Raw genomic sequence first — 11,833 nt, 5'->3', positions numbered from 1 at the left:
AAGACTGGGCGCGACATAGAAGCCCACCGGAGACCAGGCGCATGAAAGACTCAAATTTCCTGAAGGAACGCAACGCGCGCAACATCTGGCACCCGATGGCGCATCCCGGCGACATGCAGGCCAACCCGCCGACGATCATCACCGGCGCGCAGGGCACGCGAATCACCGATATCGACGGCCACGAGGTCGTGGACGCGGTCGGCGGGCTCTGGAACGTGAACCTGGGCTTCTCCTGCCAGCCGATCAAGGACGCCATCGCGGGCCAGCTGGACCGGCTGCCCTATTACTCGGCCTTCCGCGGCACCACCAATGACGTGATCATCGAGCTCTCGGAGGTCCTGCACGACTTCTTCGCCCCCGACGGGCTGGCGCGGGCGTTCTATACCTCCGGCGGCGGCGATTCGGTGGAGACCTCGCTGCGGCTGGCGCGGCAGTACCACAAGCTGAAGGGCGACGAGGGGCGGTTCAAGTTCCTGTCGCTGAAGAAGGGCTATCACGGCACGCAGTTCGGCGGCGCCTCGGTGAATGGCAACGCCAATTTCCGCAACGCCTACGAGCCGCTCCTGCCCGGCTGCTTCCATATCCCCGCGCCCTACGCCTATCGCAACCCGTTTAACGAGACCGACCCCGAGCGCCTGGCGCAGCTCTGCCTGGCCGCACTTGAGGACGAGATCGCCTTCCAGGGCGCCAACACGATCGCCGCGATGATCATGGAGCCGGTGCTGGGCGCGGGCGGCGTGCTGGTGCCGCATGAGAGCTTTATGCCCGGCGTGCGCGAGATCACCGCGCGGCACGGCATCCTCTTGATCTCGGACGAGGTCATCACCGGCTTTGGCCGCACCGGCGACTGGACCGGTGCGCGGCATTGGGGCGTGCAGCCCGACATGGCCACCACCGCCAAGGCGATCACCAATGGCTACTTCCCCTTCGGCGCGGTGATGATCTCTGAAGCCGTGGCGGAGGTCTTTGAGAAGGACGAGACCGGCAAGGCGATGATCGGGCACGGCTACACCTATTCCGGCCACCCGGTGGGCGCGGCCGCGGCGCTGGCCTGCCTGGACGAGACGATCAAGCTGCAGGTGCAGGCGAATGCCGCCGCCCGCGGGGCAGAGCTCTTTGCCGGGCTCAACGCCCTGAAGGAGAGGTTCGACATTATCGGCGATGTGCGCGGCGGGCACGGGCTGATGCTGGGCACCGAGCTGGTGGAGGACCGCGCCAGCAAGACGCCGCTGGGCAAGCCCGCCGTCGAGCGCATCCACCAGGCGACCTATGAGGCGGGCGCGATGGTGCGCATCTCTGGCCATAACGTGCTGATGTCGCCGCCTTTGGTGCTGACCAGCGAGGACGTGCAGGTGATTCTGACCGCGCTGGAGAAGGGCCTGGCCGCGGCCTAGGACTAGATCAGACAAGGGCCGGGCGGGAGCAACCCCGCCCAGCCCAAAGGCGCCAATCTACAGCTCCATCGCCAGCAGCACCGCCGCCACCGTATAACAAGCCGCCGCGCCAAAGGAGGCCGCCGAACGGATGTGGTTCCACCGCAGCCAGCCGCGCACATAGTCCGGCCAATAGGCCTGCGCGGCCTCGGCCCCCAGGGGCAGCCTGTCCAGGCGGTTGTTCATCGGGATGTTGCCCACGGCTGAGACCACAAAAACCCCCACCACGTAAAGCACCCCTGCCCCGGCCAAGAGCCAGGCCACCCAGCCCGTCAGCGCGTATAGCGCATAGGCGCCCACCAGCGCCGTGACCGGGATCAGCCCGATCAGCAGCGGGATGAAGATCGACCGAAAGATGACGCGGTTCAGCACCGCCATCGCCTCTGCCCCGACCTCGGCCCGCGCCGCCAAGAGCGAGCGCATCACGAAATCCGAGAAGGTAAGGAACGTCCCGGCCACCGAGCCCACCAGCAGCGACAGCACCACCAGGCCCCAGATTGTCAGTTCAACAGACATGTCAGCCTCCTCCCCCGCGATCAGTTCGAGATGCCGACGGCGCGGCCCCGATAGGTCAGATCGGCCACCTGCCGCGTCAAGAAGGCGGCCACATCCGCGCGCGTGATCTTCAGCTTGAGGTCGCGGGCGGTGGGCGGCACGTCCTCCTTAAAGGCGCGCGTGGCGGGGCCGTCCGCAAAGGCGCTGGGGCGCACGATGGTCCAGTCCAGCCCGCTGGCCTCCACCAGCCGCTCCTGCAGCTCGTGATCCTTAAAGACCGGGCGCAGCAGCGCGCCGAACATGATGCGCTTCCAGAAGAAGTTGAGGTTCGACCAGCTTTCGCGGGCCCCCATGGTGGATTGGCAGATCAGGCGGCGCACACCGTGGCGCTGCATCCCCTTAATGACGTTCAGCGTGCCCTGCGAGCGCACCAGGCTCTTGCGCTTCATGCCCGAGCCCAGCGTGATCACTGCGGCGTCCTGCCCCTGCAGCGCGCTGGCCACGCTGTCTTCGGACATCACGTCGCCCGAGAATAGCGTTAGGTTTTCGTGGCTTACGCCCAGCTTTTGAGGCGAGCGCGCAAAGGCGGTGACCTGATGGCCCGCGGCGAGCATCTCTTGGACCGCAAGTTTTCCGACGGTTCCGGTAGCTCCGAAGACGATGACTTTCATGACGTATCCTTTTCTCGCAAATTTAACTTTACACCATGTAAAGTTGACACGGTGTAAATAAGTGCTAGGTTGACACTATGTCAAGTACGCAACCCCCCACCCGCATCAAGATTCTCACAGCCACTTGGAATCTCTTGGAAAAAGAAGAGACGCCCCAGGTGCGCATGTCCGATATCGCCAAGGCCGCGAAAGTCAGCCGCCAGGCGGTCTACCTGCATTTCGAGAATCGCGCCGACCTGCTGGTCGCCACCGCGCGGCATCTGGACGACGTCTACAAAATCGGCCCGACCGTGGAGGCCTTGCACGGCCTGCCCGCACTAGAGCGGCTCTCGGGTTGGGTCGGCATCTGGGGCGACTATATCCCCAAGGTCTACGGCGTCGGGCGCGCGCTTATGGCAATGATGGACGGTGACGCCGAGGCGCGTGCCGCCTGGGACGACCGCATGTCCGCGGTGCGGCGCGAGACCGGCTTTGCCATCGACGCGCTCGCCGCCGAGGGGCTCTTATGCGATCACATGACGCGCGACGAGGCGCGCGATTTCCTCTGGACGCTGCTGTCGATGCGCAATTGGGCCCAGCTCCGCCACGAGGCCGGCTGGAGCCAGGACCGCTACATCACGCATATGCAAGCGGTGGCGCGGCGGGTCTTGCTGAAGGGCGCGCACGCGCAGGCTTAAGGCTGGGTCAGCGCTGGGGTTAAGAAAGCCCCCGCCGCAGCGCGACCTGCGCGCGGTTTGTTAACCATAGCCCATCGGGCGCATGTGCCCGACGGAAGTCCGACGTTTTGCCGACAAAAGTCCGACACCGGAATTTCCAATGAAATAAGGCGTTAACCCCCGATTCGGGTCGCAATGCGCGCCCCGCGGTTACACATCGTTAAGAAACGGCTTGGGATTTTCCATGGTCGGGGCGGCGAGATTCGAACTCACGACCCCCTGTACCCAAAACAGGTGCGCTACCAGACTGCGCCACGCCCCGACGCAGGCCTCATAACCGAGCCCCGCCCCGGTGGAAAGAGAGAAAAAGCGCGCAATGCGAGGATGCCCATAAGGGCGGACCGAGCGGCGCCCGATAAAGGGCTACTCGCAGGGCCAGGCGGCCACGGCTTGGTTCACGCCGGGATGGCGCAGCTCCGTGCCGGTGGTGATCCCCAGCCGTGCGGACATGCCGCCGTTAATCTCTAGGACGTATTGGATGTTGTCGCCGCCCAGGATGACGGTCTCGTCCAGCGGCACCGCGTTCTGGTGGATCTTCTGCACCACGCCATCCGCGGACATGAACAGCATATCCAGCGGAATCAGGGTGTTACGCATCCAAAAGCCGACGCGCTGCGGGGCCTCGTAGAGGAATATCATGCCGGAACGGGCAGGCATTGAGGACCGGTTCATCAGCCCGACAGCGTGCTCAGCGGCCGTGTCGGCGACCTCCACGTTAAAGCGCACGGCGCCCCAGTCGCCGCGCAGTTCCACTTGATCATCGCGGCACGCCGCCGCCACTGATCCTGAAACAGCGGCCCAAAAGAGGGCCGCAATTACTAATTTCAACCTTTGGCCCTCAGCACTGTATCCCAGGCCGCGACCTGGGCCGCCATGCGGCCCCGCGCCCCGTCTACCACCCTGATTGCCACGGCCTCGCCGGGCTGTAAATCCGCAAGCTCCGAGCGGCGCAACACTTCGACGTGAACAAACACGTCCTCTGCGCGCCCGAACACATTCGCGAACCCAAAGCCCTTGGCCTTGTCAAACCATTTGACCCGCGACGGCTCAAACGGCACCTGTTCCAGCGCAAAGTCGTCATCCGCAAGCGGTATGTCGTCCAGCGCCGGTGTCCCGTCATCCTCCGGCGGCGTTATTGATAAGACATCCACGGCCTGTACGCCGCGCGGTGTCTCTTGGATGGTTAGCTCGATCATCGATCCGTCAGCGACGGAGCTTTGACCGAAATTTCGGAGTACATTGGCGTGCAAAAGCACATCGGGCCCGCCACTGTCGGGCACAACAAAGCCAAACCCTTTTACTGGGTCAAACCACTTCACTTGACCCGAAATCGGCTCCACTTCTTCGTCGACGTTCGTCATTCCTTCCCCGTCTGCCTTGAGCAGGTTTGGTTTTTGTTAACTTATTTTCACAGACACGTGAGACAAAGGAAAGAGAAAAAGCACCTTTTTTCCGGCACTTGTGTTTCTAACCCCAACGCCTCGCTACGGGTACAACCTAGTAACGCACCACTCAGCGTTAACCTTTTTTCGCCGCCATAGGAAGCGGTTGTGAAGCCGATATTCGCCGTCGGCCCAGAACTCGACCTCAAGTGGGGTAACGCGAAACCCACCCCAGAACGGGGGGCGGGAGGGCGCAGAGCCGTGTTCGGCCTCTGCGTTTGCGACGTCCTGCATGAGGACTTCACGCGATGCCAGCGGGCTGGATTGCTTAGATGCCCAGGCGCCGATGCGGCTGCCGAGCGCCCGAGAGGCGTAGTATTCGTCCGCGACTTGGCCGTCTTCCTTGCTGACCAGGCCGCGCACGCGCACCTGTCGGCGCAGGCTCTTCCAATGGAACACCAAGGCCGCCTTGCCCGCCGAGAGCAGCTCCTGACCCTTGGCGCTCTCGTAGTTCGTAAAGAAAACAAAGGACTGATCGTCGATCCGGCGCAAAAGGACAACGCGAACATTCGGCAGCCCGTCCTGGTCAACCGTCGCCAGCGAAACGGCGTCGGGATCATTGGGCTCCGTGCGCCGCGCCTCGTCCAACCAGGCGCGGGTTATGGTGAAAGGGGTGTCACCCCTAAATATACCAGTTCTATCGTCCATATCGCTCATGGTTGTATTTTCCCTACGTTCGCTAAAGCGGATTCAACTGCTTTACAAGTCAATTGCTCACTTAAGCTGTTTCAATTCGGCATCGCTTTGCAAAAAATATTGCACCGGCCTTTGGCGTTCAAGCGCGCGATTCGAGCCGCGGTGCGGAGGAATCGTCCCCCGCGCTGGCGCTGTTTACGAATACCGACCTTCGCCGTCGCGGTTACTTGATGCCATTCGGTGAATGGCCTACACGGGCGCAACCAGTGTCGAGGGATAGGGCATGTCGAACCAGTTGATGGCAGGCAAGCGCGGGCTGATAATGGGCCTTGCGAATGATAAATCGATTGCGTGGGGAATAGCCAAGGCTTTGGCTGATGCGGGCGCTGAGCTTGCGTTCTCCTATCAGGGCGAGGCGTTAAAGAAGCGCGTGGATCCGCTGGCCGCCCAGCTGGGGTCGGATTTTGTGGTCGAATGCGATGTCGCCAATGCCGAGAGCATCGACGCGCTGTTTACCGCGCTGCAGGAGCGCTGGGGCAAGATTGACTTCGTCGTGCATGCCATTGGGTTCTCGGACAAAAACGAGCTGCGCGGCCGCTACGTAGACACCTCGCCCGAGAACTTCGCGATGACCATGGACATCTCGGTTTACTCCTTCACGGCCGTCTGCCAGCGCGCCGCGGCGCTGATGCCGGATGGCGGCTCGCTGCTGACGCTGACCTATTACGGCGCCGAGCGGGTCATGCCGCACTATAATGTCATGGGCGTGGCCAAGGCCGCGCTGGAGGCCAGCGTGCGCTACATCGCCGAGGACCTGGGCAAGGACGGCATCCGCTGCAACTCGATCAGCGCGGGACCGATCAAGACCCTTGCGGCATCTGGCATCGGCGACTTCCGCTACATCATGAAGTGGAACGAGTATAACTCTCCGCTGCGCCGCAACGTGACCACGAATGACGTGGGCAATTCGGCGCTGTATCTGCTGAGCGATCTCGGCGCGGGCGTCACCGGTGAGACCCATCACGTGGATGCGGGCTATCATATCGTCGGGATGAAGGCGGTGGACGCTCCGGATATCACCAAAAGCTAAGGAGAGGCTGCGATGACCGACCGCCTGCCACATGAGAAGGGCTTTCACGTCAGCTGGGATCAGATCCACCGCGACGCGCGCGCGCTGGCCTGGCGGCTGGACGGGCACGGGCCGGACGATGGCGCCTGGCGGGCCGTTGTGGCGATCACCCGGGGCGGCATGGCGCCCGCTATGATCGTCAGCCGCGAACTTGATATTCGCACCGTGGACACGATCAGCGTCAAGTCCTACCACGCCGGCGGCGGCAAGGCCGATCAGCAGCGCGACGCCGAGGTGCTCAAGGGCCCGAATGCCGAGCTGATGGGCGACGGCGAGGGCATTCTGATCGTCGATGACCTGGTGGACAGCGGCAAAACGCTGGAGCTGGTCCGCCATCTCTACCCCAAGGCGCATTTTGCAACCGTCTACGCCAAGCCCCAGGGCGAGCCGATGGTCGACACCTTCATCACCGGGGTCAGCCAGGACACCTGGATCTTCTTCCCCTGGGACATGGCGCTGCAATATGTGGAACCCTATCGCGGCAAGGATTAAGATGCGGCTCCTTGTCCCCTTGGGCGGATGAGCATGCCCCTTAACCCAGACATCCTGGCCACCGACACGCCAGCGATCATGCAGGCCTATCGCTGGCTGGACGCCGCGACGCTGCCAGAGGACAAACCGTTCCTCAATGTGAGCCAGGCCGCCCCCGCCCTGCCCCCGCCGGAACCCCTGCGCCAGCACATGGCCGAGCTGGTCCTGTCGGACACCAGCGCGCATCTTTACGGGCCCGATCTGGGCCACCCGCCGCTGCGCGCCGCACTCGCCGCCAATATCAGCGCGCATTACGGCGGCGGCGTCGCGCCCGACCAGATCGCCATCACCGCGGGCTGCAACCAGGCCTATACCGCCGTGATCGCCACCCTGGCCCAGGCGGGCGACGAGGTGATCATACCGACGCCCTGGTACTTCAATCACCAGATGTGGCTGACCATGAACGGCATCCGCCCGGTGCCCCTGCCCTGCGGCGCGTCGCTTATGCCCGACCCCGACGAGGCCGCCGCGCTGATCACCGAGCGCACCCGCGCCATCGTGCTGGTCACGCCGAACAACCCCACGGGCCAAGAATACCCCGCCGACCTGATCCGCGCTTTCCACGCGCTCGCGCAGCGCCATGGGATCGCGCTGATCGTGGACGAGACCTATCGCGACTTCCACGCCGCATCGGGCGCCCCGCATGATCTGTTCACGGACCCCGACTGGGCCGAGACCTTCATCCACCTCTACAGCTTCTCCAAGGCCTACCGGCTCACCGGACACCGGGTCGGCGCCATCGCCACCAGCGAAGCCCGGCTGGTCGAGGTCGAGAAATATCTCGACAGCACCACGATCTGCGCCCCGCAACTGGGCCAGCGCGCCGCGCTTTGGGGGCTGGAGAACCTCGGCCAGTGGGTCGCGGGCGAGCGTGCTGAGATCCTGGACCGCCGCGCCGCGATGACCGAGCTCTTCGACGCGCTGCCCGGCTGGCACCTGCGCGGCTGCGGCGCTTATTTCGCCTTTGTGGACTACCCGTTCGACGCAGATGGCGAGACCGTCGCCAAGGCGCTCTTGCATCAGCAATCCGTGTTGAGCCTGCCCGGCGCGATGTTCGCCCCCAAGGGCGATTTGGGCGCCGCGCGCTCGCTGCGGCTGGCCTTCGCCAATATCGACCGCACCCAGATCGGCCAGCTTCACGACAGGTTCAGCGCGCTCTCCCTTGCCCCCTAGTGCGCGACCCCTTACACGTGCCTGAAACAACGCATGTGACGGGGTCAATCCATGGCGAAACGCGGCAAGGGCAATCAGATCGGGCTATACATCATCGTGGGTCTGATCTGTGTGGCGATGCTGGGCTTTGGCACCGGCCAGTTCGGCGGCACGGTCAGCTCGATCGGCACCGTGGGCGACCGCGAGATCGGCACCAATCGCTACTTTAACGCGATCCGGCAGCAGATCCGCCAAGTCTCACAGCAGATCGGGCAGCCGGTGACCTTCGCGCAGCTGCAGGAGTTCGGGCAGGACCAGGCCGCGCTGCAACAGCTCATCTCGACCGTCTCCCTAGAGGCCGAGGCCAGTGCGCTGGGGCTTTCGGTGGGCGACAGTGAAGTCCGCGCAGAGATCCTGCGCATCCCCGCCTTCCAAGGGCTCGACGGGCAGTTCGACCGCGAGGCGTATTCGGCCAACCTGCGCCACAGCGGCTCCAATGAGCGCGACTTTGAGAATGACCTTCGCGCCGAGATCTCGCGCACGATTGTGCAGAGCGCGGTGCTGAGCGGTATCGAGACCCCAGAGGCCTATACCGAAGCGCTGATGCAATTCGTGGGCGAGCGGCGCAACTTCGCCTGGGCCCGGCTTGGCGCCGAGGACCTGGCCGCGCCGGTCCCTGAGCCCACCGAGGCCGAGGCGCGCGCCTATTTCGACGCCAACGAAGATGCCTTTATGCTGCCCGAGACCCGCGACATCAGCTATGTCTGGATCACCCCGGCAATGCTGGCGCCCAGTATCGCGGTCTCCGAGGAGGACGCGCGCGCGCTTTATGAAGAGCGCATCGACGAATTCGTCACCCCCGAGCGCCGCCTGGTAGAGCGCCTGATCCTGGGCAGCGCCGCCGAGACCGACATGGCCCGGATCGAGGCGGAGGAGCTGACCTTTGACGAGCTGGTCGCCGAGCGCGGGCTGGAACTGACCGACATTGACCTGGGCGACGTCACCGAGGCGGACCTGGGCAGCGCCGGTGCGGGCGTCTTCGCACTTGAGGAATTGGGCCTCGCCGGCCCGCTGGACACCGACCTTGGCCCCGCCTTGTTCCGCGTGAACGCCATCCTTACCCCGCAGGAAACGACCTTTGAGGACGCCCGCGCCGGTCTTGAGGCCGAGCTGGCCGCCGAGGACGCCGTGGATCAGATCGCCGGCATGATCGAGAATGTCGACGACCTGCTGGTCGGCGGCGCGACCTTGGAAGAGGTTGCCAGCGAAACCGACCTGGAACTGGCGCAGCTGGACTGGGCCCTTGGGGCCGCTGGCGGCATTGCCGACAACGCCACATTCCGCTCCGCCGCGGCCGCCGCAGAGGTTGGCGACTTCCCCGAGATTGCAGACCTGGGCGACGGTGGCATCTTTGCCTTGCGCATCAACGAGGTGATCGCGCCGCGCCTGGAAGACTTCGCCGACGCCCGCCCGCGGGCCGAGGCCGCCTGGCTGCGCCAGGCCACGGTGGACGCGCTGGCGGCGCAGGCCGAGACCATGGCCGAGGGGCTGCGCGGCGGGCAAAGCGCCGAGGCGCTCGGCGTGACCCTGACCGAGCAGACCGATATCACGCGCGAAAGCTTCCTGCCCGACACCTCCGTCGACTTCATCGAGCAGGTGTTCGAGATGGAGAAGGGCACGGTCGCGGTGATCCCCGGCGACAACGCCGTGCAGATCGTGCGGCTGGACGACGTGCTGCCGCCCGATCCCGCGGATAACCGCCTGACCGCGCGGCGCCAGCTTTTGGCTGACGCGATGTCTCGCGGTTTGAGCACTGATATCTTGGTCGCCTACGCCCGCGCGGTGCAGGAGAACAGCGGCATCTCGCTGAACCAGGCGGCGATCAACGCCGTGAACGTGCAGATCCCGTAGATGAACCTCACGCCCGGATATGACGCCTTCGCCGCCGGGTATGAGCGCGGCGAGAACCAGGTGGTATACGCGCGGCTGGCGGCGGACCTCGACACGCCGGTGTCGCTGATGCTCAAGCTGACCGCGGCGCGCAAGGACAGCTTTGTGCTGGAAAGCGTAACCGGCGGCGAGGTGCGGGGGCGCTACTCTATCATCGGGATGAAGCCCGACCTGATCTGGGACTGCCGGGGCGAGGGCTCGCGGCTGAACCGCTCGGCGCGGTTCGATGCGGAGGGCTTTGAGGCGCTGGACGGCGACCCGCTGACCACCCTGCGCGCCCTGATCGAGGAATCGCGCATCGACCTGCCGGATGACCTGCCCGCTGCCAGCGCCGGGCTTTTCGGCTATCTGGGCTATGACATGATCCGCCTGGTCGAGCATCTGCCCGATGTGAACCCCGACCCGCTGGGCCTGCCGGACGCGGTGCTGATGCGGCCCTCAGTCGTTGCGGTGCTGGACGGGGTGAAGGGCGAGGTGACCGTGGTCTCGCCCGCCTGGGCGGCCTCAGGCCTCAGCGCGCGCGCCGCCTATGCGCAGGCCGCCGAGCGCGTGATGGACGCCGTGCGCGACCTGGAGCGCGGCACCGCGGAGACCGCCCGCGACCTGGGCGACGAGGCGCAGATCGCCGAGCCCGTGTCGAACTTCACCAAGCCGGACTACCTGGCCGCGATCGAGAAGGCCAAGGAGTACATCCGCGCGGGCGACATCTTTCAATGCGTGCCCTCGCAACGCTGGGCGCAGCCCTTCGCGCTGCCGCCCTTCGCGCTCTACCGCTCGCTGCGCCGCACCAACCCCTCGCCGTTCATGTTCTTTTTTAACTTCGGCGGCTTCCAGGTGATCGGCGCGAGCCCCGAGATCCTGGTGCGGGTCTTTGACAAAGAGGTCACCATCCGCCCCATCGCGGGGACCCGCCCGCGCGGCGCGACACCCGAAAAGGACCGCGCCTTGGAGGAGGACCTGCTGGGCGACGAGAAGGAATGCGCCGAGCATCTGATGCTCTTGGACCTGGGCCGCAACGACGTGGGCCGCGTGGCCAAGATCGGCACCGTGCGCCCGACCGAGGAGTTCATCATCGAGCGCTACAGCCACGTGATGCATATCGTCTCGAACGTAGTGGGCGAGCTGTCGGATGAGCATGACGCGCTGTCGGCGCTGCTGGCGGGGCTGCCCGCGGGCACCGTCTCTGGGGCGCCCAAGGTGCGCGCGATGGAGATCATCGACGAGCTAGAGCCGGAAAAGCGCGGCGTCTATGGCGGCGGCGTGGGGTATTTCAGCAGCGGCGGCGACATGGATGTCTGCATCGCGCTGCGCACCGCGGTGGTGAAGGACGAAACGCTCTACATCCAGGCCGGCGGCGGCGTGGTCTATGACAGCGACCCCGAGGCCGAGTTCGAAGAGACGGTGAACAAGTCCAAGGCGATCCGAAAGGCCGCCGAGGATGCGGGCCGGTTTGTGCGGGACGGCAATCGGTAAGAATACCGCCCGCCGATATTGGGGCTTTCCGGGATTGGCCTCCAGCGGTCATTTTGGGCGCGCCAAATCTCTTGCAAGAGATTTGTACTTTCCTTCAAAGGAAAGTTGGGCCCGCAAGTGGCCAAGAGGGCGCCCTAGACGGATCATCTCGTGTTGCGCCCAGGAAACTCTTGCAAGAGTTTCGCAATTTTCTTGCAAGAAAATT

At 64.7% G+C, this 11,833-nt stretch carries 12 protein-coding genes and 1 tRNA gene; 7 read left to right on the top strand and 6 right to left on the bottom strand.

Annotated elements, in window-relative coordinates:
* Window positions 1-41 precede the first annotated feature (41 nt).
* Window positions 42-1,394, top strand: coding sequence for an aminotransferase class III-fold pyridoxal phosphate-dependent enzyme (locus AIOL_RS08200; protein ID WP_049642539.1), 1,353 nt, complete (start codon window positions 42-44; stop codon window positions 1,392-1,394).
* Window positions 1,395-1,451: 57 nt separating this feature from the next.
* Here the strand turns inward: AIOL_RS08200 and AIOL_RS08195 are convergent, their stop codons facing one another.
* Both AIOL_RS08195 and AIOL_RS08190 read right to left on the bottom strand, forming a co-directional pair.
* Complete coding sequence (locus tag AIOL_RS08195) at window positions 1,452-1,949, bottom strand: anthrone oxygenase family protein (protein WP_049642538.1); 498 nt, start codon at window positions 1,947-1,949, stop codon at window positions 1,452-1,454.
* A 20-nt stretch (window positions 1,950-1,969) separates the two neighbouring features.
* Complete coding sequence (locus AIOL_RS08190; protein ID WP_049642537.1) at window positions 1,970-2,599, bottom strand: NAD(P)-dependent oxidoreductase; 630 nt, start codon at window positions 2,597-2,599, stop codon at window positions 1,970-1,972.
* A gap of 77 nt (window positions 2,600-2,676) precedes the next feature.
* Between AIOL_RS08190 and AIOL_RS08185 the strand changes: the two genes are divergently transcribed.
* The gene (locus AIOL_RS08185) at window positions 2,677-3,276 is read left to right on the top strand and encodes a TetR/AcrR family transcriptional regulator (RefSeq protein WP_049642536.1); all 600 of its coding nucleotides are present in this window, start codon (window positions 2,677-2,679) and stop codon (window positions 3,274-3,276) included.
* 224 nt (window positions 3,277-3,500) lie between these two features.
* Here the strand turns inward: AIOL_RS08185 and AIOL_RS08180 are convergent.
* From AIOL_RS08180 to pdxH, 4 genes are all read right to left on the bottom strand, one after another.
* Window positions 3,501-3,577, bottom strand: a tRNA-Pro gene (locus AIOL_RS08180).
* Between the two features lie 101 nt (window positions 3,578-3,678).
* The gene (locus tag AIOL_RS08175; protein ID WP_049642535.1) at window positions 3,679-4,143 is read right to left on the bottom strand and encodes a DUF192 domain-containing protein; all 465 of its coding nucleotides are present in this window, start codon (window positions 4,141-4,143) and stop codon (window positions 3,679-3,681) included.
* Entirely contained in the window at window positions 4,140-4,676 is a 537-nt protein-coding gene (locus tag AIOL_RS08170) for a cold-shock protein (RefSeq protein WP_049642534.1), read from the bottom strand. Before AIOL_RS08170 ends, AIOL_RS08175 begins: the two co-directional genes overlap by 4 nt.
* 123 nt (window positions 4,677-4,799) lie before the next feature.
* Window positions 4,800-5,405, bottom strand: coding sequence for a pyridoxamine 5'-phosphate oxidase (gene pdxH, locus AIOL_RS08165; RefSeq protein ID WP_049645328.1), 606 nt, complete (start codon window positions 5,403-5,405; stop codon window positions 4,800-4,802).
* Between the two features lie 271 nt (window positions 5,406-5,676).
* On the opposite strand from pdxH, the gene fabI reads away from it, so the two are divergent.
* From fabI to trpE, 5 genes are read left to right on the top strand one after another with little or no spacing between them, the layout of a single operon-like run.
* Complete coding sequence (gene fabI / locus AIOL_RS08160) at window positions 5,677-6,483, top strand: enoyl-ACP reductase FabI (protein ID WP_049642533.1); 807 nt, start codon at window positions 5,677-5,679, stop codon at window positions 6,481-6,483.
* A 12-nt stretch (window positions 6,484-6,495) separates the two neighbouring features.
* Complete coding sequence (gene gpt, locus AIOL_RS08155) at window positions 6,496-7,014, top strand: xanthine phosphoribosyltransferase (protein ID WP_049642532.1); 519 nt, start codon at window positions 6,496-6,498, stop codon at window positions 7,012-7,014.
* Between the two features lie 27 nt (window positions 7,015-7,041).
* Window positions 7,042-8,226 carry an aminotransferase gene (locus AIOL_RS08150; RefSeq protein ID WP_049642531.1) on the top strand — a complete coding sequence of 395 codons (1,185 nt, stop codon included), beginning with the start codon at window positions 7,042-7,044 and terminating at the stop codon, window positions 8,224-8,226.
* Window positions 8,227-8,277: 51 nt separating this feature from the next.
* On the top strand, window positions 8,278-10,116 hold the full coding sequence (locus AIOL_RS08145) for a peptidylprolyl isomerase (RefSeq protein ID WP_049642530.1): 1,839 nt from the start codon (window positions 8,278-8,280) through the stop codon (window positions 10,114-10,116).
* Window positions 10,117-11,628, top strand: a complete 1,512-nt coding sequence (gene trpE / locus AIOL_RS08140; RefSeq protein ID WP_049642529.1) for an anthranilate synthase component I — start codon at window positions 10,117-10,119, stop codon at window positions 11,626-11,628. It abuts the gene before it with no gap.
* Window positions 11,629-11,833: the final 205 nt, after the last annotated feature.

The organism is Candidatus Rhodobacter oscarellae (assembly GCF_001078595.1).
Classification (GTDB): Bacteria; Pseudomonadota; Alphaproteobacteria; order Rhodobacterales; family Rhodobacteraceae; genus Rhodobacter_B; species Rhodobacter_B oscarellae.
The sequence above is the reverse complement of the archived record's forward strand: the minus strand, read 5'-3'. Positions and strand labels throughout refer to the sequence as shown.

Coding starts and splice junctions, on each gene's coding strand:
- AIOL_RS08200 (WP_049642539.1), top strand. CDS start 42: ATGAAAGACTCAAATTTCCTGAAGGAACGCAACGCGCGCAACATCTGG.
- AIOL_RS08195 (WP_049642538.1), bottom strand. CDS start 1,949: ATGTCTGTTGAACTGACAATCTGGGGCCTGGTGGTGCTGTCGCTGCTG.
- AIOL_RS08190 (WP_049642537.1), bottom strand. CDS start 2,599: ATGAAAGTCATCGTCTTCGGAGCTACCGGAACCGTCGGAAAACTTGCG.
- AIOL_RS08185 (WP_049642536.1), top strand. CDS start 2,677: ATGTCAAGTACGCAACCCCCCACCCGCATCAAGATTCTCACAGCCACT.
- AIOL_RS08170 (WP_049642534.1), bottom strand. CDS start 4,676: ATGACGAACGTCGACGAAGAAGTGGAGCCGATTTCGGGTCAAGTGAAG.
- pdxH (WP_049645328.1), bottom strand. CDS start 5,405: ATGGACGATAGAACTGGTATATTTAGGGGTGACACCCCTTTCACCATA.
- fabI (WP_049642533.1), top strand. CDS start 5,677: ATGTCGAACCAGTTGATGGCAGGCAAGCGCGGGCTGATAATGGGCCTT.
- gpt (WP_049642532.1), top strand. CDS start 6,496: ATGACCGACCGCCTGCCACATGAGAAGGGCTTTCACGTCAGCTGGGAT.
- AIOL_RS08150 (WP_049642531.1), top strand. CDS start 7,042: ATGAGCATGCCCCTTAACCCAGACATCCTGGCCACCGACACGCCAGCG.
- AIOL_RS08145 (WP_049642530.1), top strand. CDS start 8,278: ATGGCGAAACGCGGCAAGGGCAATCAGATCGGGCTATACATCATCGTG.
- trpE (WP_049642529.1), top strand. CDS start 10,117: ATGAACCTCACGCCCGGATATGACGCCTTCGCCGCCGGGTATGAGCGC.